Consider the following 24,638-nt stretch of genomic DNA (forward strand, 5'->3'; position numbering starts at 1 on the left):
CGCTCATTAATACTGTTCTTGGCGTGGAAGGCGCTGTGACAGTTCATCCAACAGCTTCTGCTCGCGCTTGTCTTCCAGCGCACGCGCTTCATCAATGTAGCGCTGCACCAGTTTGCGCAAGCCTTCGACGCGGGCAAATGCCTGCTGCCAACTCTCGCGGGCCTTGTCGAGGTTGTTCTGGTGCCACGCCAGGCTCTGGCGTTGCTGGGCGACGGCAGTTTCCAGTTGGTTGAGAAAGCCTTGGTAGCCCATCAACCATTGGCCCGAGACACCTTTGGTGCCGCGCTCGATCCATTGCTGCTGGTACTCGCCGCGAAAGCGCTCCAGGTCACCCAGTTTGCTTTCCGCCAGGCGGACCTGGCCCTGGAAATAACCCAGGCGCTGAACGGCAGTTTTTTCGGCCTTTTCGGCCATGTCCACCACCGGAGCCAGGCGCGCAGCGCGGCTGTTGGCCATGGCTTAGCCGCCCGGCGCGGGAGCAAAGATCGTCTGCAGGTGCGCTTCGCTTTCGCCCATGCTGATCTTGTCGTTGAGGCCCTGGCGCAAGTAGGTCACCAACTGAGGTTGCAGGGCGATGGCCAGGTCGGTCTCGCGATCGCCGCCGGCCACGTAGGCGCCGACGCTGATCAAATCGCGGCTCTGCTGATAACGCGACCATAATTGCTTGAACTGTTGCGCGCGGGCCATGTGTTCCGGCGTGACCACCGCCGGCATAACCCGGCTGATGGACGCTTCGATGTCGATGGCCGGGTAGTGCCCCTCTTCTGCCAGGCGCCGCGACAGCACGATGTGACCATCGAGCACGCCCCGCGCCGAGTCGGCAATCGGGTCCTGCTGGTCATCGCCCTCGGACAGCACGGTGTAGAACGCGGTGATCGAGCCACCGCCGGCCTCGGCGTTACCGGCGCGCTCCACCAGCTTGGGCAGCTTGGCGAACACCGACGGCGGATAGCCCTTGGTGGCAGGCGGCTCGCCAATGGCCAGGGCAATTTCCCGCTGGGCCTGGGCGAAACGTGTGAGCGAATCCATCAGCAAGAGGACGTTCTTGCCCTTGTCGCGAAAATATTCGGCGATGCGGGTGCAGTACATGGCGGCGCGCAAACGCATCAGCGGCGCATCATCCGCCGGCGACGCGACCACAACCGAGCGCTTGAGGCCTTCTTCGCCGAGGCTGTGCTCGATGAATTCCTTCACCTCACGGCCCCGCTCGCCGATCAGCCCCACCACGATGATGTCGGCTTCGGTGAAGCGCGTCATCATGCCCAGCAACACCGACTTACCCACGCCGGTACCGGCGAACAGGCCAAGGCGCTGGCCGCGACCGACCGTCAATAATCCGTTGATGCTGCGAATGCCCACATCCAGCGGCACGCTGATGGGGTTACGGTTGAGCGGGTTGATGGTGGGCCCGTCCATCGGCACCCAATCTTCGGCCTTCATGCCGCCTTTGCCATCCAACGCACGACCGGCACCGTCAAGTACGCGGCCGAGCATGCTCATGCCCATGGGCAGGCGGCCGGTGTCGGCCAATGGCACCACGCGAGCGCCGGGGGCAATGCCCGCCAGGCTGCCGACGGGCATCAGGAAAATCTTGTTGCCGGAAAAGCCCATCACTTCGGCTTCGACCTGCACCGGGTGGTAACTGTCGTCGTTGATCACCATGCAGCGGCTGCCCATGGCGGCGCGCAGGCCTTCGGCCTCGAGGGTCAGGCCGACCATGCGCAGCAGGCGCCCTTCAAGGATTGGCTGGCCGGGCAACTCTGTGGCGTCGGCGTAACCGCTCAAGCGCTTGGCGAAGCTGGTGCGATCAAGGCGCATCGGGGTGTCCAGGTCCACGCTCAGGTCCGGTTCGGCCGGGTTCAACACCTGCTCGTGGGCCTGGTCCAGCAGCTTGGCCATGATCTGGCTGATGCGGGTTTCCACCGTGGCGTCGATGCGGCTGTGTTCGGTCTCGACACGGCAGCCACCGGGTTGCAGCGCCGCATCTTCGACGATGCGCCAGGTTTCTTCATGGCGCTCGCGCAGGGCTTTGACCTGTTCGAAATCCTGCGGGTTGATGTACAACCGCACATTGCCGACGCCCAGGGGCAGCAGCTTGAGCGCTTCGCGCATCACGCTTTCGATATGGCTGGAGTCCAGCACCAGCTCACGCTGGATCACCTGGCGGGCAATGTGCTGCACCAGGTCGACCATGGACTTTTCGATCTGCGAATCCTGCTCAGCGATAGGCTCGAACAGGCAGCCCATCAAGCGTTCCAGGCTGGCCAGCTTGACGCTCAGCGCTGCCTCGGCTTCCTGGCGCACCTTGAGCGTGGTGCTGCGAAAACCGTCTTTTTCACCGGCGGCGAAGCCTTCGTTGTAGGCCTCCTGGCGGATGCTTTCCAACTCTTCCAGGGTCAGTGGCTGGACTTCATCCAGCGGCACTTCTTCCATTTCCACCGGGGCTTCTACAACCGGTTCCGGTTCAGGCTCCGGCACGTGCGGGTCGAAGCTGGGCAACGACCAGATGTCGAACCCGCCGACATCCCGTGCGCGAATCAGATCGCTGGGTGCCTCATCTTTGTTCGACATGGAAAGCGCCTTAAATCATTTCTTCGCCGCCCTTCCCGCCGAGAACGATTTCTCCGGCTTCGGCCATACGGCGGGCAATGGTGAGGATTTCTTTCTGCGCGGTTTCCACGTCGCTGACGCGTACCGGGCCTTTGGCTTCCAGGTCGTCGCGCAACAGTTCCGAAGCGCGCTTGGACATGTTCTTGAAGATCTTTTCCTTGACGCCCTCGTCCGAGCCCTTGAGGGCCAGCACCAAAACATCAGACGACACTTCACGCAGCAGCGCCTGGATGCCACGGTCGTCGACATCGGAGAGGTTGTTGAACACAAACATGAGGTCTTCGATCTGGCCGGACAGGGTGTCGTCGATCTCGCGGATCGAGTCCATCAACTGGCCTTCGACCGAGCTGTCGAGGAAGTTCATGATGTCGGCCGCGCGCTTGATACCACCCAAGGTGGTACGCGAGGCGTTCGAGTTGCCGGAGAACTGCTTCTCCAGAATGGTGTTCAATTCTTTGAGGGCCGCCGGCTGCACAGTGTTCAGCGACGACACGCGCAGGATGATATCCAGGCGCACTTTATGGTCGAAGTGGCCGAGGACTTCACCGGCCTGGTCGGGGTCGAGGTACGCCACTACGATCGCCTGGATCTGCGGGTGCTCGTAGCGGATCACGTCGGCAACGGCGCGCGGCTCCATCCATTTCAGGCTGTCGAGGCCGCTGGTATTGCCACCCAGCAGGATGCGGTCGATCAGGCCGTTGGCTTTGTCTTCGCCCAGGGCCGAGGTGAGCATCTTGCGGATGTAGCTGTCGGAGCCGACGCCCAGGCTGGTCTGGTCGCCGACGATCTCGACGAACTCGCTCATCACCTGCTCGACTTGCTCGCGGTGCACATTGCGCATTTGCGCCATGGCCACGCCGACTCGTTGAACCTCTTTGGGGCCCATGTGGCGCAGCACTTGGGCGGCGTCGGTTTCACCGAGGGACAGCAGCAAGACTGCGGCTTTATCGACCTTGGTGAGCTTGGCAACAGCGGCTCGATCACTCATCTGCGTTAATCCACTCTTTCACGACCTGGGCCACACGGCCCGGGTCTTCTGCTACCAGACTCTTGATTGCGTTCAACTGAGCGTCATAGCCTTCGCTCGGGCTTGGCAACAGAATGCTTTGCGGGCCGCCCAGGCTGACGCGGTCGTTGGCCAGTTCGCCGTCCAGGCCGCCCATGCCACCCAACTCGACATCGCTGCCACCAAAGGCAGCCAGTTGTTTCTTGCCGTTGCCGGTGATGTTGTTGAGCACCGGGCGCAGCACGCCAAACACCAGTACCAGGATAAACAACACACCCAGCACTTGCTTGACGATGTCCCAGAACCACGGCTGCGTGTAGAACGCAGCCTCGGCGATGACTTCGCCACGTTCGGCGGAGAACGGCATATTGATCACGCTGACGCTGTCACCACGGCTGGCGTCGAAACCGACGGCGTCCTGCACCAGGCGAGTGAAGCGCGCCAATTCGTCGGCGCTCCATGGGGCGCGGGTTACCGCACCGTCAGCAGCGTTGACCTTGACTTGATCATCGACCACCACCGACACCGACAGGCGATTGACGCGCCCCTGTTGCTGCTTGGTGTGGCTGATGGAACGGTCAAGCTCGAAGTTCTTGGTGGACTGGTTACGCTTGTCCGCCGGGTACGGTGCGAGCATCGGCTGGCCAGTGGCCGGGTCCATGATCTGCTGGCCGTTGGCATCCAGCAATGGCTGGCCAGGCTGGATCGCACCCGCGGTAGCGGCAGCGCCACCTGTGGTTTGCGGAGCCGAGGCCGGGGCCGGTGGCTGGTTGCTCAGGGCACCCGGCACGCCTTGCGGCGGGCCATTGGCGGCGGTGCGTTGTTCGCTGGTCGACTGCTCGCTGCGCAACGCCGGCTGGTCCGGGTTGAACTGCTCGGAGGTCGACTCGACGGCGCTGAAGTCCACGTCGGCGGACACTTCAGCCTTGTAGCGATCATTGCCCAGCACCGGTTGCAGGATGTTGTGCACACGCTGGGTGAGCATGCTTTCCATGCGACGGCTGTAGTCGAACTGCTTGCCGGCCTGGGTCAGCGCGGAGTTTTCGGCCATGTCGGACAGCAGGTTGCCCTTCTGGTCAACGACGGTGATCTGCGACTTGCTCAGCTCAGGAACACTGGTGGCCACCAGGTTGATGATCGCCAGGACCTGGCCAGGCTCAAGGGAGCGGCCAGAAAACAGCTCAACCAATACCGAAGCACTTGGCTTGCGCTCATCGCGCACAAACACCGAGCTTTTCGGAATGGCCAGGTGCACGCGGGCACCCTTGACGTTATTCAGGCTGGAGATAGTGCGCGCCAGTTCGCCTTCCAGGCCACGACGGTAGCGGGTGGCTTCCATGAACTGGCTGGTCCCCAGGCCCTGGTCCTTGTCGAGGATTTCAAAACCGATATTGCTGTCGGACGGGGTCACGCCGGCCGCCGCGAGCTTCATGCGCGCTCGGGCCACATCGTCGGCCTTGACCAGCAGGGCCCCGGAGTTGGGCTCCACGGTGTAGGCGATGTCGGCGGCGGCCAGGGTTTCCATGATCTGTTTGGAATCCATGCCCGCCAGGCTGCCGTACAGCGGCCGGTAATCAGGTTGCTGCGACCACAGCACCACGGCAAAACCAATCGCCACGCTGGCAGCCAGGCCGACCAACAGGCCCACCTGACGCAACATGGTCATTTCGGAGAGGTTTTCCAGGAACGACAGGCCAAACAGCGGCGGCTTGCCGTCTGCCTTGGCGGGTGCGTTGTCCACGACTGCTTCTGCCATGACTTAAATCTCGTCCTTAAACCGGCATCTGCATGATGTCTTGGTAGGCCTGAACCAGCTTGTTACGCACTTGGGTCAGCGCCTGGAACGAAACGCTGGCCTTTTGCGAAGCGACCATCACGTCGGTGAGGTCCACGCCGCTTTTGCCGATCTCGAACGCATTGGCCAACTGGCTGGAGGCTTGCTGGGTGCTACTGACTTTGTTAATCGCCGAACCCAGCATGTCGGCAAAACTGCTTTGGCCCAATTCCGGCGCTGGCGCGACGGATTTCGGTTGAGCCATGGCGTCCATTTGCATGGAGCGCATATCCAACATCAACCGATTGAACTCAATACCCTGGCTCATGACCTTCTCTCTCCGACAACCCGCAGTTTTTTGACGCTACGCCGCAATTACTAGGGAAGTAGCAACAAGGGTGCCAGCTCTGTATCAACTCGTAAGAAAAGGCGACAAAGCTTGTCGGCCTTGACACCAACGGCCGCGATCAAACTAGGTAGCGAACAGATACGCTTCCACGTCCATGCCGGCGTCGCGCATCTGCGCCAGCTTGTAACGCAGGGTGCGCGGGCTGATGCCCAGGCGTTCGGCGGCCTCTTTGCGGCGGCCGCGCTCGGAACGCAGGGTGTCGATAATCATCTGGAATTCGCGGCGACGCAGGTCGTCGCCCAGGGCGCCGGCAGTTTCGATTTCAGCCACCACGGGCGCAGGCGCCAAGGTCGGGAGCGGCGCCACACCGCTGCCCATGGCCAAACAAAAATCCTGCGGCTGGATCAGCCCGCCCTGCTGCAGGATCAGCGCGCGCTGGATGGCATTGTCCAATTCCCGCACGTTGCCCGGCCACGGATAGCTGATCAGGCAAGCCTGGGCCTCGGCGGACAGCCGTGCCTGAGCATGCTTCATTTTTTTGACGTGGTTGTTCAGCAGGCGTTCGGCCAGTGGGATGATGTCCGCCGGGCGCTCGCGCAACGGGCGCCAGGCCAGGGGGAACACCGACAGGCGGTAGAACAGGTCTTCACGGAAGCGCCCCGCCGCCACTTCGCCCGCCAGGTCTCGGTTGGTGGTGGCGACCACGCGGATATCCAGCTGGATCGGCTTGCGTGCGCCGACACGCTCTACTTCACGCTCCTGCAGCACCCGTAGCAACTTGGCTTGCAGGCCCAGGGGCATTTCCGAAATCTCATCGAGCAGGATGGTGCCGCCGTCGGCCTGTTCGAACTTGCCAGCCTGGGCCGCGATGGCGCCGGTGAACGAGCCTTTTTCATGGCCGAACAGCGTGGCTTCGAGCATGTTGTCAGGAATCGCCGCGCAGTTGATCGCGATAAACGGTTGTTTGGCGCGGGTCGATTGCTGATGGATGTAACGCGCCAGCACTTCCTTGCCGGTGCCGGACTCGCCGGAGATCAACACAGTGGAATCACTGCGCGCCACGCGGGCCGCCAGCTCCAGCAACTGAGCACTGGCCGGCTCGAAGGCAATCGGGCCCTCGCTTTCGCTGGCCGAGATCACACCGAGGGCATGCCGCGCGACCAGCTCAATCAGTGCTTTAGGCTCGAAGGGCTTGACCAGGTAATCTGCCGCGCCCTGGCGCATCGCGTCGACCGCGCGCTCAACGGCGCCATGGGCGGTCATCAGCAACACCGGCAACTGCGGCTGGCGTGCACGCAGCAGGCTGAGCAACTGGTGGCCGTCCATGCCGGGCATATTCACATCACTGACCACCAGGCTGAAGGACTCCTGTTCCACTGCCGCCAAGGCTTCCTCGGCAGAACCGACCGCCCGGTAGTCGTGGCCCGCCAGCAGTAGCGTGTCAGCCAATGCTTCACGCAGGGCGCGATCGTCTTCCACCAACAGAACCTTGATAGCCATATCCTCTCTACTCCGCGCTTGCCGCGCATGAAAACAGCGGCAAGGTCATCAATGCACAAGTGCCACGCCCCAGACGGGAATGCAGCTGCAATTCTCCCTGATGAGCACGCGCCACTGCCTTGACCACGGTCAGGCCCAGGCCTGTACCGTTGGTCTTGGTGGTGAAAAAGGGTTCGCCCAAACGCTGCAACACGGCGGGTTCGATACCGCTGCCGCTGTCACTGATGCACAGGCGCAGGGTTTGCTCGCGGTTGTACAGGTGCACCTTGAGCCGCGCGCCAGGGCCGCTGGCTTGGGTGGCGTTTTCGATCAGGTTGAGCAGTGAACCGACAAGGGTGTCGCGGTTGCACAACAGCTCACCGAGGTGGCTGTCGCACTGCCAGCGCACCTGGACGTCTTGAATATGCGTGGCGGCCGCCGCTTGCAGGGCCTGCATCAACTCGGATGGCGTGATGCGGTCGGTCAGCGGCAGTTCACCGCGGGCAAACACCAGCATGTCGCGCACTTGGTGTTCCAACTCATGCAGACGCTCCTTGAGGCGTCCGGCAAAGCGCTGGTGGGTGGCGGCGGGCAATTGCTCATCAGTCAAATGACTGGCGTAGATCAACGCTGCCGACAATGGCGTGCGGATCTGATGCGCCAGAGAAGCGACCATGCGCCCCAGCGAGGACAAACGCTCGTGGCGGGCCAGTTGATCTTGCAAGTGACGGGTTTCGGTCAGGTCGTTGAGCAGCACCAGTTGGCCCGGCTCCGCGTCCAGGGAACGGGTAGCGATGGACAACCGGCGGCCATCCTTGAGCGAGATCTCGTGGCCGTCGTCTTCACGCGGCGCAAAACAGCGGGTGATGACGTGGCGCCACAGCTCACCTTCGAGCGGCAGCCCGAGCATGTCGCAGGCGGCCGGGTTGGCTTCGCGTACGCGGCCTTCCTCGTCGATGACGATCACGCCACCGGGCAACAGCGACAGCAGGTTTTGCAGACGGTTGGCCAAGCGCTCTTTCTCGGCCAGCTCTTCCATGCGCTGGGCACTGACCACCGCCAACTCGCCCTTGAGCTCGGAAACCCGGGCTTCGAGCAGGCTGTAGGAATCGGTCAGTTGGCTCGACATCTGGTTGAACTGCGAGAACGCCTGTTCAAGACCCTGCCGGGTCGGCGGTTCTACAGGCGGGACCAGCCCCTGGATGGCAGGGGCCGTAGATAGTTGGGCGGCGTGGGGCATCATGCTCTCTCGCTTGGCTGACCGTCAGTTAAACGGAACGTTGCGAGGGCTGTAGCAATACTTGTGCCGAAAAAAAACCAAGGTGCCCGGCCTCGCCAATACAGTTTCGTTTTGACGAGTGGCTGTTGCCGTCAGACAAGGCGCAGCGACGACTCATAGCTGGCTATGGGGAGGAGCTGCAACGCAGTATGACGGCAACAGACGCCGTCAAAAACGGAACAGTATTGGCGAGGCCGGACACCCAAAATCAGCGGCTTGAAAAACAGGCGTCAATCATCCGCCTGTTCATCACCTTCTTTGCGGCTCATACCGTACTTGCGCATCTTCTCCACCAGCGTGGTTCGACGGATACGCAGGCGCTCAGCGGCGCGGGCGACGATGCCGTTGGCATCGTCCAGGGCTTGTTGAATCAAGCCTTGTTCCAGGTTGCCGAGGTAGTCCTTCAGGTCCAGACCTTCAGGCGGCAACATGGCGGTGGAACCGAAGTCCGGAGTATGGCCGTTGATGGCTACGCGCTCTTCCATGTCGCTGCGCAGGCTGTCGACCAGTTGCTCGTCTTCGTCGTCGACGTAGCGGAATTTCTTCGGCAACTCGACCACGCCGATCACACCGTAGGGGTGCATGATCGCCATGCGCTCCACCAGGTTGGCCAGCTCGCGCACGTTACCCGGCCAGCCGTGGCGGCACAGGGACATGATTGCAGCGGAGTTGAACCGGATCGAGCCGCGCTTTTCGTGCTCCATGCGCGAGATCAGTTCGTTCATCAGCAACGGGATGTCTTCCACGCGCTCACGCAGCGGAGCCATCTCGATGGGGAATACGTTGAGGCGGTAGTACAGGTCTTCGCGGAAACTGCCGACCTCGATCATGCTTTCGAGGTTCTTGTGGGTGGCCGCGATGATGCGCACGTCGACGCTCTGGGTCTTGTTGCTGCCCACGCGCTCGAAGGTGCGCTCCTGCAACACGCGCAGCAGCTTGACCTGCATCGGCAGCGGCATATCGCCGATTTCATCAAGGAACAGGGTGCCGCCGTTGGCCAGCTCGAAACGCCCGGCACGGCTGGTGATCGCCCCGGTAAAGGCACCCTTCTCGTGGCCGAACAGTTCGCTTTCAAGCAACTCTGCCGGGATCGCCCCGCAGTTGACCGGCACAAAAGGCCCGTCGCGGCGTTTGGAGTGATAGTGCAGGTTGCGCGCGACCACCTCCTTGCCAGTGCCCGACTCGCCGAGGATCAACACGCTGGCGTCGGTATCGGCCACTTGCTGCATCATTTGGCGCACATGCTGGATGGCACGGCTGGTGCCGACCAGGCTGCGGAACAGGTTGGGTTCGCGATGGCGACCGCGCTCGCGCGCCTGGTCGTACATCTCACGATAAACCTGGGCACGGTGCAGGGAGTCCAGCAATTTGCTGTAGCTGGGCGGCATTTCCAGGGTGGAAAGCACGCGGCGGCGTTGGTCTTCTGGCAGATCGACAGAAGAAATATCGCCCATTAGCAACACAGGAAGGAACTCATCCCATGTGGACAGTGTCTTTAACAAGCCCAAAACAGCGCCAGGAGCGTTTACCGTCCCGATCAGCACGCATATGACTTCACGGCTCGACGACAATGAGCTGACCACCTGCTGCCAGTCATGGCTGCCGCAGGGCAAATTTTCTTCACCGAGAAAATTTAAAATCACCGCCAAGTCGCGGCGGCGGACGCTATCGTCATCGATCAGCAGAATTTTGGTTTCACGCCACATGCAATAGCAACTTCCCTAGTAAAACTTCCTGCCCGGTGTGAGGGCAATCGAGACGGCTGTAGGACTTCTTACTCTATAGACGTCTGAAATCTGAAAACAGCACTAGTTAAGTCAAAAAAGCTGGCACGGTCAAATTTATGACGCGCCGAATCGGATTAACTGCGCCTGTTCAGCCGAACAGATGGTAAACCTTTGACGCGTTTTTCGCTTGGTTGATCTGCGACATCTCTTCGAAAATCGCCTGGCGCTCGCCAGTCGTCACCTCGAGCAATTGCTGGTACACCGCCAGTAGGCTCTCAAGCTTTTCGCGCAACGCATCCTCATCTACCGGCGCTTCGTTGAGCACCTCATCGATCACGTGACGGCAGCCCAGGTCCAGTTCGCCGATGGCGTCCCAGTTACGGTCCGCCAGCGCGCCCATCAGCGCCTCACGGGTTTCATCAATGCGTTGCAGTGCTTGGCTCATGACGTGTTCCTCAAGGCCGATGGCCTTATTCTGCTGCTGCCTGTGGCGCCGCGATAGCGTCCCAGCCTTCTTTTACGGTGATCAGCAAACGCGCCACTTCGTCGATCATGTCGGCGTCGTTATGCAGGTTCGCTTCCATCAGTCGGTTGGTCATATATGCATACAAACTTTCCAACTGCTGGACGTAAGCCGGGTTATCACTCTTTGCTGCATCCAGGCCGTCACGCAGGCCGATCACGATATCAATCGCCTTGCCGAGCATCAGGCCCTTGGCCGCGATGTCGCCACGCGCCAGCGCGCCTTTGGCCTGCGCCATGCGGTCCAGACCGCCCTCCATCAGCATCTGCACCAGGCGATGTGGGCTGGCTTCGGAGATCTGAGCATGGGAATTGACCTTCTGGTATTGGCGAAGGGCTCTCATGGGATTCATGTTTCTACCTCGTGACAGGCGACAGCGGAAAGGATTTCAGTAACCAATATGTCGACTGGCTCGCAAAAAGCTTTAGCGCGAGTCGTCGTCTGATACAAAAAGGCCAGGCAGTTTGCCTGGCCTTCTTTATTTACTTGGAATCAATTATTGGTTTTTGGATTGTTCAACGCATTGAGCGTGGTCATGACGCTGGTGCTTTGCTGGCGCAATTGGGCGACCAGGGTGTCCATGGCGTTGTATTTGGCAGAGAGGCTGCTGGTGAGCAGGGTCATGCGCTCATCGAGCGTTGCCTGATCCTTGGACAGATCTTTCAACGTGTTCGACAAAGAAGCCGTGCGCGTAGCCAGTACGCCCGTGCTTGCCCTGGCGTAATCATCCGTCGCACTTTTCATCCGCGCCAGCATGCCGGTTTTGCCGGAAAACATGCTGCTGATGTCGGCTGCGTTGGTCTTGACCGCCGCGTCCCACTTTTTATCGTCCAGCGCCAGCATGCCGGTCGTCGAACTCGTACCCACGCCGAATTGAGCCAGGGACTTGAACGTACCGGTGCCAGACAGCTTGTTGAACTCGTTGCGGATAGCGTTCTGCAGCGCACGCATGCTGGAGTCGCCCGTCAGAGCCGCCGCCGTAGTGCTGCCATCGAGGTTGGTAGTGACCTTGGTCTCGGCGGTCATCGCAGTCATCAAGGCGTTGTAAGTATCGACAAAGCCCTTGACCCCGGATTTGAGGGCCGCGTTGTTTGTGCTGACCGTGATCAGCGTGGCGTTCCTCGGCGCATTTTCGGAATCGTCACCAGCCGTCACGGTAGCCGAGACCGAGACCAGCTTGATGTTCACCCCACTCAGGGCGCCTTCGATGCTGTTGGACTTGGAAACGGAATTGACCCCATCAATGCTGTATAGAGCATCCAACGGTTTATCAACGACCGTAGCGCCGACATCCAATCCCGAAGTCCCCGACAGCGTCAGGTCCGAGCCCGTCCCCATGGTGGTCGAGGTCAGGATCAACCGCGAACCATTGGCGTCGGTCTGGATGTTCGCACTCAACCCCGAAGTACCGAATTGGGTATTGATCGAGTCACGCACCTGCTGCAGGGTCGCACCAGCCGGGACGCTCAGGTCGTAGCCCTTGCCCGACTGCGTGATAGTTAACTTCGTCGGCTTATCAGTAGCGTTTACCACCGCATTGGCACCCGCGGAGAACGTTGTACTGGACAACTTGGACGCCTGGGCCAACTGACTCACGATCAAACGGAAACTACCGTTGGACGCCGTATTGCTCGCCGTCATGGTGGCGACCTTTTCATCCGAGGATGAACCCGTCAAGCCGGTGAAGCTGTTGCCGGTGGACATAGTGTCCAGGGCACCACGAAACGCATCCAGCGCTGCCTGAATCTTGCCGATCGAAGACAGCGTGGTGGTCGCCTTCTGGGACGCGGTATTGATCTGCGTCTGCTTGGGCACCTTTTCGGCGTCCACCAAGGACTTCACGATCGCTTGCGTATCGATGTTCGAACCGATACCACTTACCGTTGAACCCGCCATCATCTATCTCCTGTTCGGTGGCTGCCGTTATCTTGACTTATTACACCTCAAGACACGACAGCAACAAGTTTCATGCCAGCTCAGGCCTTGTCGTCAAACAACAGGTGGCTTGCGCTGGAAAGGTTCTGTGCCAGCTTCAGCGCCGTTTCCGACGGAATCTGACGGATCACTTCACCGCTGTCGGTGGCGATCACCTTGACCACCACACGATGGGTGGAGTCATCAATTGAAAAGTCCAGCTTGCGCTCGGACGCTTGTACGAATTCGCGAATATCGGTAACTGCTTTTTCCAGGTCCGCACGCTCAGGCTCTTTGCCTGTTGCCGGGGTTTCCTGGACTTTAGTGACGCTCTTGTCGGCGGCCACCTGCACAGGTGCGCCTTGAGGGGCAACCGGCGGATAAGACTGGTTCAGCTTTACACTCATGTCCATGTCCAATCTCCTCTAAACCGAAAAAACGGAAGGGCACTTAGCGCGCCCTTCCGTTAGTGACCAAGCGCTGGAGTTACTGAAGCAGCTTCAGTACAGCGGATGGCAGCTGGTTAGCCTGCGACAGAATCGCGGTGGAAGCCGATTGCAGGGTTTGTTGCTTGGTCAGCTCGGCGGTTTCGGAAGCGAAGTCGACGTCCTGAACGGTGGAGCGTGCAGCGGTGGAGTTCTTCTGAATGTTCTGCAGGTTGTCTGCAGTAGTAGTCAGACGGTTCTGGGTAGCACCCAGGCCCGAACGAACACCGTCGATGGTGCCGATGGCTTTGTCGATGACAGCCAGGGCGTTCTGGGCCTTGGTGGCGTCGGTCACGTCGGTTTGAGCAACGGTGGTCTTGGTCGCAGCTGCTTCGGTAGCAGCACCGGCCGCGAACAGACCAGCAACACCAGCACCACTCAGGGAGTAGCCTTTGGCGGAGTCCAGCGACACTTGACCGGTAACGATCAGGGCGTCCGCCAAGGCAACTGCAGTACCGTAAGCACCAGCACCATCTTTAGCAGCAACAGTCACCGAACCTGGAGCAGTCGAACCGCTGACCACGATGTTCTCACCGGTGTCGGACTTGACTTCCAGAGTCTTTTTGGTTTCGTCGAAGCTGACGCTGATACCCAGTTTGGCGGCGTTGGATTTCAGCTGGTCGGCCAGGCCGGCTTGGGTGGTAACGCCCTTGAACTCAACGGCAGCGCCGCCAACGGTCAGGGTGAACGAAGCAGGAGTAGTAGTGGCAGCCGCTTCGTCTACAGTGAACTTGGCTTCGGTGCTGGCAGTTGCAGTCAGGCCACCGATGAGGCCGTTCAGGTTGCTGGCGATGGTTTTAGCCGAGTCGCCGGCACCGGCAGTGTAGGTACCGGTCTGGCCGTTACCAGTGACGTTGATCGCGCCGGCAACAGTACCGGTACCTGGAGCGATGGCAACGCTTTTCAGCTGCTGGGAGCCGATGTTGTTGGCCGAAACGTTTTCCAGGCTCAGGTTGATGGTTTCGTTAGCGTTTGCGCCAACCTGGATGGCTTTGGTACCGTACGAACCGTCCAGCAACTTCTGGCCACCGAAGGTGGTAGTAGTGGAGATACGGGTCAGTTCCGAAGTCAGAGCCTGGTATTCGTCGTTGTTCGACTTACGGTCGTCAGGGCTGAGGGAACCAGTTGCCGAGGACAGAGCCAGGGTACGCATTTTTTGCAGGATGTCGGTCGAAGCCTGCATCGCGCCTTCAGCGGTCTGAGCGATCGAGATACCGTCGTTCACGTTCTTGACTGCTTGGCCCAGGCCGTTGATTTGGCTGGTCAGGCGGTTAGCGATCTGCAGGCCGGCAGCGTCGTCTTTAGCGCTGTTGATACGCAGGCCGGAAGACAGGCGCTGCATGGAAGTGGCCAGGGCGCCGCCGGCTTTGTTCAGGTTGCCCTGAGTAGTGATCGAAGCAATGTTGGTGTTTACTGTTAAAGCCATGACGAAATCCTCGTTGGATGGATACTGCGGCTTCCGGCCCTGGCAACCGCCGGGTGTGGCCTGAGAACCTACGTAATAGTTATCGTCGTGGTAGCCGGATGCTTGAGGATTTTTTTGAAATTATTTACTGGCGTCGTGCCACCCCTTGTAATTCAAGGGTTTACGCAGGCTCGAAACCCAGATTTCATTAGGTTTTCTGGCGCCAAATAAAAAACGCCGATGATCTTTCGATCATCGGCGTTTTTTTATTGAAGCGATTAAAGCATCAAGGGCGATAAAGAATCGCCGAACCCCACGACAGGCCCACACCAAAACCACTGATGGCCACGCGCTTCCAGGTGGCGTCCATCACGTGTTTTTCCAGCAGCAACGGAATGCTCGATGAAACGGTGTTGCCGGTCTCGACCATGTCCTTGATGAACTTGTCCACCGGGGCGTCTTCAAAACGGCGCGCCACGGCGTCGACAATGGCCGCACTGCCCTGGTGAATGCAGAAGGCATCAATCTCGTCAGCCTTGAGGTCCGACTCGTTGAGCAGCTCGTGCAAATGCGCCGGCACTTTAAGCAGCGCGAAGTTGAACACCTGGCGGCCATTCATAAAGAACACGCCGTCGCTGACCTTAAGGTGCGGTGCGCCGGAACCGTCGGTGCCGAACTTGGACTTGCCGAGCAACCACGGCGCGTCTTCGCCCATCCAGGTGGCGGTGGCAGCATCGCCGAACAGCATGGTGGTGTTGCGGTCTTCCGGGTCGACGATCTTCGAGTACGGGTCGGCGGTGATCAGCAGGCCGTTTTTCAGGCCCGTGGCTTCCATGAAGCCTTTCATCGCATAGATGCCATACACGTAGCCGGAGCAGCCCAGGGAAATATCGAACGCCGCGACGTGAGTCGGCAGGCCGAGTTTGTCCTGGACGATGGCGGCGGTGTGGGGCAAGCCCTCTTCATCACCGTTCTGGGTCACGACGATCAGTGCGTCGATGGACTCGCGCTTCAAATCCGGGTTGTTGGCAAACAAAGCGTTGACCGCTTCGACACACAGGTCAGACGTTTCCTGCGCGGCATCCTTGCGCGGCAAAAACGCCGAACCGATCTTGCCAATGATGAACTCTTCATCCTTGGCGAATTTGGCACCCTGGGCGTAGTTATCGATCCCGTCTGCCGGCACGTAACTGGCGATGCTTTTTATGCCAATCATTGTGGCTTCCCAATACTAAATAGCTGGAGAACACCCCTGGGACTGCGCCCGGAGTGCTGACAATAAAGGGGATAACCCCATAAAAATCTCGCTGAAAGCCGCCCCGCAAGGACCCTGTGACGACTTATCCTTTTCACACGATACAGTGAAGATGCGCTTTATGACTCACAGGTCACTCAATTTTGTGTGCTTTGTGCAAAACCTTCAAACAATTAAACCCCATAAACGACAACGGCCCGCCCTGTTTCCAGAGCGGGCCGCTTGGCGTTACGCCACTTACATCTTGTTGAAGAGGCTCAACTGCGAGACTTTTACAAACGCCAGCTGTGAGGCTTCCAGCATGGTTTGCTGCAGGGTCAGGTTGATCGCGGCTTCGCCCATGTCGATATTGGCCAGTGCACTCATGGTGGTGGTGTTGGCCAGGCCGATACTGGCGTTTGCGTCGGATTGCACATCGAGCGCGTTTTCGCGCGCACCAATCGAGCCGATCACATTGCCCAGTTGGGTAGTCGAGTTATCCAGGTTACTGACTGCGGCGTTCAGCGCATCCTGAAGCTTCACGCGCGCGCCCGGAATACCGTCAGCCGGTTTTTCCAGCGCTTGGCGCAGCTGACTCAACGTGTCGAGGGCGTTCTGGGTTTTTTGAGTGCTGGCACCGGCTGAAAACTGGTCACCGACCGCAGGCGCACTGCTCAGACCGAAGGTAACACCCGCTGCGGTGATCGAATTCGGTGTGGTCGTCGTGTCTATCACGCCCGAGTCAATCGCCTTGCTGTTCGTGCTATACGGCTGCGCAAATACCTGGAAGGCCGTAGGGTCGGTGTCACTGAACTTGATCAGCACCCCGCTATTGCCGGGAAAGGTACTGGCATAGTCTGTCGCACTGCTGACGTTGCCATTAGTCAGTTGTGCCATCGACTGGTTGCTTGCGGTACGCGAAACGCTGAACGTATCCGGTTTGGCAGCCAGGCTGAACTCGCGGCCCTTGACCAACGCATCGGCATTCGGCCCGGTGGCAGTGTCGGTAAGGTCGATGGTGATGTCGAACTTAACCCCGCGAAGGTTCACGCTGCCGCTGCCTTCCTTGGTGGAATCGAACGTGCCATTACCCGCAATCTCTGAGGTAATGTCATTGTTGTCCTTGTCCGTCACCGTGTACTGGGTGCTGCTGGTGAAGGTGAGCTTATACGGCTGGCCGTCGGCAAACTGCTTGGTGTAATCGACGCCCGAGGTCACCAGGCCGGCCGAGATCGCTACCTTCTTGTCATCGACCAGCGGCGGAGAAATCGCTGGCGGCAGCGGCGCGGTCGCAGGTGCAATGTAGGTAGATTGGGTGCGGCTGCTGTTGGCCGCGCCTTCCAGAATGGTTTTGCCGGTATCGCCCGTGCGCACAGTGAGCGTCTCGGAAACCTGCAGGCTCAGTTCGTTTTCGTCGCCCTGGTAGCTGTAGGTGCCATCGCTGTTGCGCGAATACGGTGGTGTTTGGGTCTTGGAGCCGGAGAACAAGTAATTGCCCGCCGCGTCCTTGCTGTTGAGCAAACCCAATACCTGCTCTTCCAGGGCCCCCACTTCGACCGAGATGGACTTGCGATCAGCATCGCTGGTCACACCGCCAGCCCGCAGGGCCAGTTGCTTGCCAGCCTGCATCGCCTTGTCGAGCGCATCCAGGATGCTCTGCTCGTTGGTCAGCGAACTTTTCAGGGAGCTGATATTGCCGCTGGACTGCGCCAGCATATCTTTCTGCTGCTGCAACATCAGCAAACGCTGCGCGGCCACCGGATCATCCCCAGCGGTCTGTACACGCACGCCGGAACTCGCCTGCTCCTGGGCCTTAACCACGCTGGAATAATTGTTCTGATACTTGCTCGCACTGGTGTCGAAATACTGCTGTGTAGAAATGCGCATCGTCCCAGACTCCCTTAAAGACTATTAATCAGCGTGCTGAAGGTTTCTTGCGCAGCCTTGATGATCTGCGACGACGCTGTGTAGTACTGCTGGAACTTGATCATGTCGCCCGCCTCTTCGTCCAGGTTGACCTGGGACACGGAGTTGCGCGCATTCTTGTTAGCCGTCAACAACGCATTGGTGGCGCTAGTGTCAGTGCTGGCCGCAGCGGCCTTGGCGCCAACGGTGGACACCAACTTACTGTTGGCCCCGACCAGGCTGGTGCCGCCGGTGCCATCTGTCGCCACGCCCACGGTGGCCTTGGTTTGCAGATTCAGCAGTTGCTGGGCATTGCGGTTGTCGGATACGCCCGTGGCGTTAAACGAAAAGGTGGTGCTGTCGCCATCGGTTGGCGAGCCCGCAACCGTGGTGTCAAAGCCAAAACTCTTGGCCGGCACAACCAGGGCACCGCTGGCATCACGCATCGGCACGTTGACGGTGATTTTATTGGCCTGCCCCGGAATGATGGTCCCCGAACCGATAGGATCGCCCTTGGCGTCGTTAAGGGTATAGCTCTGAGTGCCATCAGCCGCCGGCTTGCCGAACACCATCTTCACCGGCATCGAATTTTCAATGCCAACGCGCAGTTGCGCGGTAGTGGCGCCACCCTGGATGTCCAAGGGCAGGGTCAGGGTCGGCGGTGTGAAGCTACCGGTGCCCTGGTTGGTTTTGCTGGCCTCCCCTTTCAGCGGCGCGGCAAACGCAATCTTGCTCGGGTCGTTGAGGACAGTACCGATATCCTGGGCGCCACTGGCGGTCGGGCTGACTTTAAAGCTGTCACCCGCCTGCATCGGTCCGTTCTTGAGTTCCAGGGTAAAACCATCGATCACCGAGGGCGGTGTGGCCGTGATATCAAACGTGCCCATGGCTTTGCCATCAGAGCGCTCGACGGTGATTTTGTTGAGATCGGCAGGGTCGCTGAAGGTGACCTTGTAATCGAAGTTGGTCAGCTTGCTGGTGTCCTTGATCGTAACACCCAGGCTACCAACGCCCTGATTGCCTTGAGCGGAAAGGCTACGCAGCGCGACAGACGCAGCGCTGTTGATGTCCTTGAACATCGACGAGCCGAATTCGCCGTTCAGGTCGATGCCCTGGCCCAGCTGGCTGTTGATCGTATCGGCAGTGACGATAGCAATGCGACCCAGGTCATTGATGGCCGGCATCAACACATCGCTGCGATAGCGCAGCAAGCCGCCGATGCTGCCACCACTGATCACATTGCCCAGGTCCATCGCCGTCCCGCCAGACGCATTCATCTGAATCGTGTACTGGCTGGTGTCGCTCTTGCTCGGTACGGCGGAAAGGGTGTTGGACCGATCGCCCAGCACCAGGGACTGGCCAGTACCGGTGCTGACGCTGAACACACCGTTCTTCTCGCTGGCGTTCACGCCGATCAACTCATTGAGCGAACGTACGGCTTCGGCGCGCGCGTCCAGCAGGTTGGCCGGGGTGGTGTTCGAAGACCCCTGCACCTGGGTGATCTGCTTGTTGAGCGAAGCAATCGACGAAGTCAGCTGGTTGACCTGATCGGTCAGGGAGGTCAGCTGGCTGTTAATGGTTTCTTTCTGCTGGCTCAACTGGCTGGAGATCGAGTTGAAGCGGTTGCTCAATGTCTGGGCGCTCGTCAGCAGTATTTGGCGAGCCGAGGTATCGCTCGGGTTGGCCGAGGCGGTCTGAACAGCGGCAAAGAACGAGCTGAGTACGGACGACATGCCCGTCGTCTTATCCGACAACGTCTTGTCCACGGCGCTCACTTGATCCAGGTAAGCCTTGGCATCGCTGTTGAGCGAGGTGCTGTTCTGGTACGCCGTGTCCAGGTATTCGTTGTACACCCGGCGCACGTCGGCCAGGGTCGTGCCGCTGCCGATGAATACGCCGCCATACTGGTTCGACGCATTCGCGCTCTGGGTAGTCTGCTGACGCGAATAGCCCGCCGTGTTGGCGTTGGCAATGTTGTTACTCAAGACCGACAACGATCCTTGAGCAGCGTTAAGCCCCGACATCCCGATATTGAGCAAACTCATGGTTCAGACCTTATAAATGTGTGGTTGCGCCAGCGGCAGCGTAGTTCTGGTAACTGTCCATCGTTTTGGCGATCTGCGAAATCTTGCTGGCGTAGGCCGGGTCAGTTGCGTAACCGGCTTTTTGCAACTCGCGTACAAACTGTTCCGGGTTGTCGGCCGACTTCACAACTTCTTTATAGCGATCATTGCTTTGCAGCAATGTCACCAGGTCATGGAAGCTGTCCTGGTAAGAGTTGTAGGAACGGAACTGCGCCGTTTCCTTGACCATTGCCCCATCACGGAACTCACTGGTGATCGCACGCGCCTGGCCGCCCTGCCAACTCTGGCCAGCCTTGATGCCGAACAGGTTATGGCTGCTGCTGCCATCTTCGGCGCGCATCACCGATTTACCCCAACCGGTTTCCAGGGCGGCCTGGGCCACCAGGTACTTCGGATCGACACCAATGCGCGCGGCGGCCGCCTTGGCCATTGGCAACATGGTCGCGACAAATTCATCCTGCGAACTGAAGGCCTTCTTCGCCGGCGCCAACGGTGGCTGGGCCACGGCACGGCCGTAGACCTGCATGCGGTCGCCGGGCACCGCGAACGTGCGCGCCGTGCTGTTCACCACGTTGTCATCGGCCGCGCTGTTACGCAGTGGCGCGCTTTTGGCATCAATAGCAACCGGCGCGTTCGGCACAATGCCGGCGAGCAAGCGATCAGTCAGCTTGCTCGGCAAGGCAATCCGGCGCTGGTTCATCAATTCCATGTCATTACTGTGCGATGCAGCAGCGCCAGCCTGTGGCTCAGCCACGCGGTAAGCCCACAGCGGACGCTGGCCGTTGGAACGCCCCAACGGACCTTCGGCCTGGGTGCCGGCGGCAATTTCCGTCGGCACGTTGACCTTCTTGGCAGCCTCAGCCGCCGCCGGGCCCTGCAGGGTGGCGGCCTGGGCCTCCACCGGTTTGTTCTTCTGCATCTGGCGCATCAGCACATCGGCCAGGCCGATACCCCCGCCTTCGCGGGACATCGAGACCGCCAGTTGCTGGTCGTACATTTCCTGGTATTGCTTGGCGGCCGGCGTGTTCAGCGGGTTGTCCTTACCCAACGCCTCGGTGGCCGAACGCATGGACTTGAGCATCTCGCTCAAAAACAGCGACTCAAACTCCTGCGCGACCTTGCGCATGTTGCCTTCGCTGTTCTTGTCGTCGCCGACCTTGAGCTGGTTAAGCCGGTTCAAGTCGGAGTAAGACCCCGAGTCCGCCGTGCTGCTGATACCGCTCTTGCGCATGTCCATGACCATGGCCTCAGATCACGATCAGGTCGGCTTGCAGGGCGCCGGCCTGTTTCAGTGCTTCAAGGATCGCCATCAAGTCGCCCGGCGCCGCGCCCACCTGGTTCACCGCACGGACAATCTCATCCAGGGTGGTGCCGGGGCCGAACTTGAACATCGGCTTGGCTTCTTGCTGGGCGTTGACGCGTGAGCGTGGCACCACCGCCGTCTGGCCGTTGGACAAAGGCCCAGGCTGGCTGACGATAGGGTCTTCGGTGATGGTCACGGTCAGGCTGCCGTGGGTCACCGCTGCCGGAGACACCTTGACGTTCTGGCCGATCACGATGGTACCGGTCCGCGAGTTGATGATGACTTTGGCCACCGCCTGCCCTGGGTCCACTTCGAGGTTTTCCAGGATCGACAGGTAATCCACGCGTTGGCTTGGGTCCAGCGGCGCGGTGACGCGGATCGAGCCGCCGTCGATGGCCTGGGCGACGCCAGGGCCGAGCATGTCGTTGATCTTGTCGACCACGCGCTTGGCGGTGGTGAAGTCGGAGCGGTTGAGGTTCAGGGTCAGGCTGTTGCCCTGGTTGAAACCGCTCGGCACGGTGCGTTCAACCGTGGCGCCGCCCGGAATACGACCGGCCGATGGCACGTTGACGGTAATCTTCGAACCGTCGCGACCTTCAGCATCAAACCCGCCCACCACCAGGTTGCCCTGGGCGATGGCGTAGACGTTGCCGTCGATACCTTTCAAAGGCGTCATCAGCAAGGTGCCGCCGCGCAGGCTTTTCGAGTTACCGATGGACGACACCGTAATGTCCACCACCTGGCCCGGCTTGGAGAACGCCGGCAAGTCCGCACTGATCGACACCGCCGCGACGTTTTTCAGTTGTACGTTGCCCGAACCCGCCGGCACCTTGATGCCGAACTGCGAGAGCATGTTGTTGAAGGTCTGCAGGGTGAACGGGGTCTGGGTGGTCTGGTCACCCGTACCACTGAGCCCCACCACCAGGCCGTAGCCGATCAACTGGTTGGAACGCACACCGGAAATGCTCGCGATGTCCTTCAGGCGTTCGGCCTGGGCGACAGCGCTTAAGCAAAGCAGGAGCGCGGCCGCCATCAGCTGTTTGAAGTTCAAAGTGGCCACCTAGAAAGGGAACAGCGGGCTAAGGAAGAAACGGTCGAACCAGCCCGGCTGGCTCGCATCGGCAAAGGCGCCCGTGCCGGAATACGTGATGCGTGCATCGGCAATCCGCGTGGACGGCACGGTGTTGTCGGTGGAGATATCATCGGCACGGACCATGCCGGCAATGCGCACCAGCTCGTCGCCGGTGTTGAGGGTCATCCACTTTTCACCGCGTACGGCGATGATGCCGTTGGGCAGTACATCGGCCACAGTCACGGTGATCGAACCGGTCAGGCTATTGCCCTGCCCCGCCGCGCTCTTGCCGTTGGTGGCACGGTCGCCGCTGTAGCCGGCGCTGAGGCTCAGGTCGCCATCACCCAATGGGTTGTTGACGTTGGGCACGGCGCCGAACAACGACGTCAGGCCGATGCCAGCCTTACTGGTCTTGCCGACTTGAGAGTTGGCGTTCTTGCTGGCCTGGGTGCGCTCGTTCAGGGTGATGGTGATGATGTCACCGACCCGGAATGCCTTGCGGTCGCTGTACAGGTTCTGTTCGAAGCCAGCCTGATAAATCGAGCCATTGTTGGCAGCCGCCGGCAACGGCGTGCGTGGCAACACCGGCGCGTAGTACGGGTCATTGGGTTTTGGCGTCGGGGCGACACAGCCCGCGAGCACGGCAATCCCACTCAATGCCAGAACAGAAACATAGCGATTCATGACCCTTACCTCACGGTGTTGCAGGCGCTCTCAAGAACGCCCCATAGACTTGATTACAGATTCTGCGTTACGAACGAAAGCATCTGGTCGGCGGTGGAGATCACCTTGGAGTTCATCTCGTAGGCGCGCTGGGTGGTGATCATGTTGACCATCTCCTCAACCGTGCTCACGTTGGACGTTTCCAGGGTGCTTTGCAGCGTGGTGCCGAAACCGTTCAGGCCAGGGGTGCCGATTTGCGGCGCGCCGCTGGCGGCGGTTTCCAGGAACAGGTTGTTACCCATGGCCTGCAGGCCGGCCGGGTTGATGAAGTCGGCGGTTTGCAGGTTGCCGATCACTTGCGAAGCCGGGTTACCGGCGACGGTGATGGACACGGTGCCGTCGTTGCCGACAGTGAACGTCTTGGCATCAGCCGGTACGACAACGGCTGGCTCCAGGGAGAAACCGTTGGCCGTCACGATCTGGCCGTTGGAATCCAGGTGGAAAGTACCGTCTCGGGTGTAGGAAGTGGTGCCGTCCGGTTGCAGTATCTGGAAGAAACCACGGCCGTTGATGGCCATGTCCAGCGGCTGGCCGGTCTGCTGCAGATTGCCGGCGCTGAAGTTCTTCTGGGTGCCGACGATCTGCACACCGGTACCCAGTTGCAGGCCCGACGGCAGTTCGCTGTCCTGGGTCGATTGGGCGCCTGGCTGCTTCTTGATCTGATAGAGCAAGTCCTGGAACTCGGCACGGTCACGTTTGAAACCCGTGGTCGACACGTTGGCCAAGTTGTTGGAAATGGTGGTCAGGTTGGTGTCCTGGGCGGACAGACCTGTTTTGGCAACCCATAGAGCCGGAAGCATGCTGTTCTCCTTCGTGCGCCTGTTTGTTGGCGCTGCGTTGCAAATTAATTAGGGGCTATCAGCTCATCTGCATGACGCGAGTCATGGCCTGATCGTCTTCTTTAGCGCTGTTCATCATCTTGATGTGCAGCTCGAACTGCTTGGAAAGCGCCAACACCGCTGTCATTTCTTCTACGGCATTGACGTTGCTCGCCTGCAGGAAGCCCGAGGTCAGCGTGACCCTCGCGTCGGCTTGAGCCGGCTGGCCATCCTTGGTGTGGATGGTGCCGTCCAGGCCTTTGCTCATGTTCTTCAGGTCCGGCTGGACCAGCTTGATGCGGTCCACTTCAGCCATCACACGCGGGCCTTCACCCATGGCGCGGATGCTGATGGTGCCGTCGGCACCCACTTCGATTTTCTGCTGGGGTGGCACGGCAATCGGGCCACCGTTGCCCATGATCGGCATGCCGTTGCCGGCCCGCAGCACGCCCAGTGCATCGACGTTCATGCTGGCACTGCGCACGTAGGCTTCGCCGCCATCCGGGGTTTGCACGGCCATCCAGCCATCGCCGCTGACGGCAACGTCCAGGTCTCGGCCGGTCTCAATCATCGCGCCAGGGGAGAAGTCGATGCCTGGGCGCTCGGTCAAGGCAAACGCCCGCGCCGGAAAGCTGTCACCGAACACCGGCATCGAACGCGCCTGCTCCAGGTCACGCTGGAAACCATTGGTGGAAATGTTCGCCAGGTTGTTGGCATGGGCCTTCTGCGCCAGAGCATTCTGGCTGGCGCCGGTCATTGCCACATAAAGGTACTTGTCCACGCTCTTTCCTCTTTCTGACGGACGCTTGCCGCCCACCGCTGTACTGATGAGGCTTAAGCAATTTGCGAACCAACTTTTGAAAAGAGGCTCAAGTGCAGGCGGGGCGGGGGTTTGCGGCAAGGCGCGAGGATTTCAGGGTCGAGCGCGAGTCGAAAAAACGGCGGACT

At 60.1% G+C, this 24,638-nt stretch carries 21 protein-coding genes and 1 pseudogene; all 22 read right to left on the reverse strand.

Annotated features, from left to right (window positions below; genetic code table 11):
- Nucleotides 1–6: 6 nt before the first annotated feature.
- The gene (gene fliJ, locus AB4O35_RS26160) at nucleotides 7–456 is read right to left on the reverse strand and encodes a flagellar export protein FliJ (protein WP_065873746.1); all 450 of its coding nucleotides are present in this window, start codon (nucleotides 454–456) and stop codon (nucleotides 7–9) included.
- A 3-nt stretch (nucleotides 457–459) separates the two neighbouring features.
- A complete protein-coding gene (fliI, locus tag AB4O35_RS26165; RefSeq protein ID WP_065873747.1) occupies nucleotides 460–1,818 on the reverse strand; it encodes a flagellar protein export ATPase FliI in 1,359 nt (452 codons plus the stop codon).
- A pseudogene (gene fliH / locus AB4O35_RS26170) lies at nucleotides 1,819–2,571 on the reverse strand (flagellar assembly protein FliH); the annotation flags it as partial.
- A gap of 10 nt (nucleotides 2,572–2,581) precedes the next feature.
- Nucleotides 2,582–3,598 (reverse strand): flagellar motor switch protein FliG, encoded by a 1,017-nt coding sequence (fliG, locus tag AB4O35_RS26175; RefSeq protein ID WP_015885192.1) that lies wholly within the window; start codon nucleotides 3,596–3,598, stop codon nucleotides 2,582–2,584.
- A complete protein-coding gene (gene fliF / locus AB4O35_RS26180) occupies nucleotides 3,591–5,372 on the reverse strand; it encodes a flagellar basal-body MS-ring/collar protein FliF (protein WP_065873749.1) in 1,782 nt (593 codons plus the stop codon). The genes fliG and fliF overlap by 8 nt, the downstream gene beginning before the upstream one ends.
- Nucleotides 5,373–5,388: 16 nt before the next feature.
- Complete coding sequence (gene fliE / locus AB4O35_RS26185) at nucleotides 5,389–5,718, reverse strand: flagellar hook-basal body complex protein FliE (RefSeq protein WP_049712148.1); 330 nt, start codon at nucleotides 5,716–5,718, stop codon at nucleotides 5,389–5,391.
- Nucleotides 5,719–5,862: 144 nt separating this feature from the next.
- Nucleotides 5,863–7,239 carry a sigma-54-dependent transcriptional regulator gene (locus tag AB4O35_RS26190; protein WP_065873750.1) on the reverse strand — a complete coding sequence of 459 codons (1,377 nt, stop codon included), beginning with the start codon at nucleotides 7,237–7,239 and terminating at the stop codon, nucleotides 5,863–5,865.
- Nucleotides 7,240–7,246: 7 nt separating this feature from the next.
- Nucleotides 7,247–8,458: a sensor histidine kinase gene (locus AB4O35_RS26195; RefSeq protein ID WP_065874015.1), complete on the reverse strand. Its 1,212-nt coding sequence runs from the start codon at nucleotides 8,456–8,458 to the stop codon at nucleotides 7,247–7,249.
- 269 nt (nucleotides 8,459–8,727) lie between these two features.
- Nucleotides 8,728–10,203, reverse strand: coding sequence for a sigma-54 dependent transcriptional regulator (locus AB4O35_RS26200; protein ID WP_049712146.1), 1,476 nt, complete (start codon nucleotides 10,201–10,203; stop codon nucleotides 8,728–8,730).
- Between the two features lie 169 nt (nucleotides 10,204–10,372).
- Complete coding sequence (locus AB4O35_RS26205) at nucleotides 10,373–10,669, reverse strand: flagellar assembly protein FliT (RefSeq protein WP_065873751.1); 297 nt, start codon at nucleotides 10,667–10,669, stop codon at nucleotides 10,373–10,375.
- Nucleotides 10,670–10,694: 25 nt separating this feature from the next.
- The gene (gene fliS, locus AB4O35_RS26210) at nucleotides 10,695–11,099 is read right to left on the reverse strand and encodes a flagellar export chaperone FliS (protein WP_065873752.1); all 405 of its coding nucleotides are present in this window, start codon (nucleotides 11,097–11,099) and stop codon (nucleotides 10,695–10,697) included.
- Nucleotides 11,100–11,239: 140 nt separating this feature from the next.
- On the reverse strand, nucleotides 11,240–12,643 hold the full coding sequence (fliD, locus tag AB4O35_RS26215) for a flagellar filament capping protein FliD (RefSeq protein WP_065873753.1): 1,404 nt from the start codon (nucleotides 12,641–12,643) through the stop codon (nucleotides 11,240–11,242).
- Between the two features lie 80 nt (nucleotides 12,644–12,723).
- Complete coding sequence (locus AB4O35_RS26220) at nucleotides 12,724–13,074, reverse strand: flagellar protein FlaG (RefSeq protein ID WP_049712143.1); 351 nt, start codon at nucleotides 13,072–13,074, stop codon at nucleotides 12,724–12,726.
- 73 nt (nucleotides 13,075–13,147) lie between these two features.
- Nucleotides 13,148–14,572 (reverse strand): flagellin N-terminal helical domain-containing protein, encoded by a 1,425-nt coding sequence (locus AB4O35_RS26225; protein WP_065873754.1) that lies wholly within the window; start codon nucleotides 14,570–14,572, stop codon nucleotides 13,148–13,150.
- A 265-nt stretch (nucleotides 14,573–14,837) separates the two neighbouring features.
- Nucleotides 14,838–15,767 carry a ketoacyl-ACP synthase III gene (locus tag AB4O35_RS26230; RefSeq protein WP_015885203.1) on the reverse strand — a complete coding sequence of 310 codons (930 nt, stop codon included), beginning with the start codon at nucleotides 15,765–15,767 and terminating at the stop codon, nucleotides 14,838–14,840.
- A 276-nt stretch (nucleotides 15,768–16,043) separates the two neighbouring features.
- On the reverse strand, nucleotides 16,044–17,672 hold the full coding sequence (locus tag AB4O35_RS26235; RefSeq protein WP_065873755.1) for a flagellar hook-associated protein 3: 1,629 nt from the start codon (nucleotides 17,670–17,672) through the stop codon (nucleotides 16,044–16,046).
- Nucleotides 17,673–17,686: 14 nt separating this feature from the next.
- Complete coding sequence (flgK, locus tag AB4O35_RS26240) at nucleotides 17,687–19,735, reverse strand: flagellar hook-associated protein FlgK (RefSeq protein ID WP_065881163.1); 2,049 nt, start codon at nucleotides 19,733–19,735, stop codon at nucleotides 17,687–17,689.
- A gap of 10 nt (nucleotides 19,736–19,745) precedes the next feature.
- Nucleotides 19,746–21,017, reverse strand: coding sequence for a flagellar assembly peptidoglycan hydrolase FlgJ (gene flgJ, locus AB4O35_RS26245; protein ID WP_065881165.1), 1,272 nt, complete (start codon nucleotides 21,015–21,017; stop codon nucleotides 19,746–19,748).
- A 4-nt stretch (nucleotides 21,018–21,021) separates the two neighbouring features.
- Nucleotides 21,022–22,110 carry a flagellar basal body P-ring protein FlgI gene (locus AB4O35_RS26250; RefSeq protein ID WP_175402991.1) on the reverse strand — a complete coding sequence of 363 codons (1,089 nt, stop codon included), beginning with the start codon at nucleotides 22,108–22,110 and terminating at the stop codon, nucleotides 21,022–21,024.
- A gap of 27 nt (nucleotides 22,111–22,137) precedes the next feature.
- A complete protein-coding gene (gene flgH / locus AB4O35_RS26255; protein ID WP_010208725.1) occupies nucleotides 22,138–22,833 on the reverse strand; it encodes a flagellar basal body L-ring protein FlgH in 696 nt (231 codons plus the stop codon).
- A 53-nt stretch (nucleotides 22,834–22,886) separates the two neighbouring features.
- Nucleotides 22,887–23,672, reverse strand: coding sequence for a flagellar basal-body rod protein FlgG (gene flgG, locus AB4O35_RS26260; RefSeq protein WP_065873759.1), 786 nt, complete (start codon nucleotides 23,670–23,672; stop codon nucleotides 22,887–22,889).
- A 58-nt stretch (nucleotides 23,673–23,730) separates the two neighbouring features.
- Entirely contained in the window at nucleotides 23,731–24,471 is a 741-nt protein-coding gene (locus AB4O35_RS26265) for a flagellar basal body rod protein FlgF (RefSeq protein WP_065945452.1), read from the reverse strand.
- Between the last annotated feature and the right edge of the window lie 167 nt (nucleotides 24,472–24,638).

It is taken from the genome of Pseudomonas sp. H1_A03 (genome assembly GCF_054685145.1).

Coding starts and splice junctions, on each gene's coding strand:
- AB4O35_RS26190 (WP_065873750.1), bottom strand. CDS start 7,239: ATGGCTATCAAGGTTCTGTTGGTGGAAGACGATCGCGCCCTGCGTGAA.
- AB4O35_RS26230 (WP_015885203.1), bottom strand. CDS start 15,767: ATGATTGGCATAAAAAGCATCGCCAGTTACGTGCCGGCAGACGGGATC.
- fliD (WP_065873753.1), bottom strand. CDS start 12,643: ATGGCGGGTTCAACGGTAAGTGGTATCGGTTCGAACATCGATACGCAA.
- fliE (WP_049712148.1), bottom strand. CDS start 5,718: ATGAGCCAGGGTATTGAGTTCAATCGGTTGATGTTGGATATGCGCTCC.
- flgJ (WP_065881165.1), bottom strand. CDS start 21,017: ATGGTCATGGACATGCGCAAGAGCGGTATCAGCAGCACGGCGGACTCG.
- AB4O35_RS26225 (WP_065873754.1), bottom strand. CDS start 14,572: ATGGCTTTAACAGTAAACACCAACATTGCTTCGATCACTACTCAGGGC.
- AB4O35_RS26250 (WP_175402991.1), bottom strand. CDS start 22,110: ATGGCGGCCGCGCTCCTGCTTTGCTTAAGCGCTGTCGCCCAGGCCGAA.
- fliF (WP_065873749.1), bottom strand. CDS start 5,372: ATGGCAGAAGCAGTCGTGGACAACGCACCCGCCAAGGCAGACGGCAAG.
- AB4O35_RS26200 (WP_049712146.1), bottom strand. CDS start 10,203: ATGTGGCGTGAAACCAAAATTCTGCTGATCGATGACGATAGCGTCCGC.
- AB4O35_RS26220 (WP_049712143.1), bottom strand. CDS start 13,074: ATGGACATGAGTGTAAAGCTGAACCAGTCTTATCCGCCGGTTGCCCCT.
- flgK (WP_065881163.1), bottom strand. CDS start 19,735: ATGAGTTTGCTCAATATCGGGATGTCGGGGCTTAACGCTGCTCAAGGA.
- flgG (WP_065873759.1), bottom strand. CDS start 23,672: ATGCTTCCGGCTCTATGGGTTGCCAAAACAGGTCTGTCCGCCCAGGAC.
- fliS (WP_065873752.1), bottom strand. CDS start 11,099: ATGAATCCCATGAGAGCCCTTCGCCAATACCAGAAGGTCAATTCCCAT.
- fliI (WP_065873747.1), bottom strand. CDS start 1,818: ATGCGCCTTGATCGCACCAGCTTCGCCAAGCGCTTGAGCGGTTACGCC.
- AB4O35_RS26195 (WP_065874015.1), bottom strand. CDS start 8,458: ATGCCCCACGCCGCCCAACTATCTACGGCCCCTGCCATCCAGGGGCTG.
- flgH (WP_010208725.1), bottom strand. CDS start 22,833: ATGAATCGCTATGTTTCTGTTCTGGCATTGAGTGGGATTGCCGTGCTC.
- fliJ (WP_065873746.1), bottom strand. CDS start 456: ATGGCCAACAGCCGCGCTGCGCGCCTGGCTCCGGTGGTGGACATGGCC.
- AB4O35_RS26235 (WP_065873755.1), bottom strand. CDS start 17,672: ATGCGCATTTCTACACAGCAGTATTTCGACACCAGTGCGAGCAAGTAT.
- AB4O35_RS26205 (WP_065873751.1), bottom strand. CDS start 10,669: ATGAGCCAAGCACTGCAACGCATTGATGAAACCCGTGAGGCGCTGATG.
- fliG (WP_015885192.1), bottom strand. CDS start 3,598: ATGAGTGATCGAGCCGCTGTTGCCAAGCTCACCAAGGTCGATAAAGCC.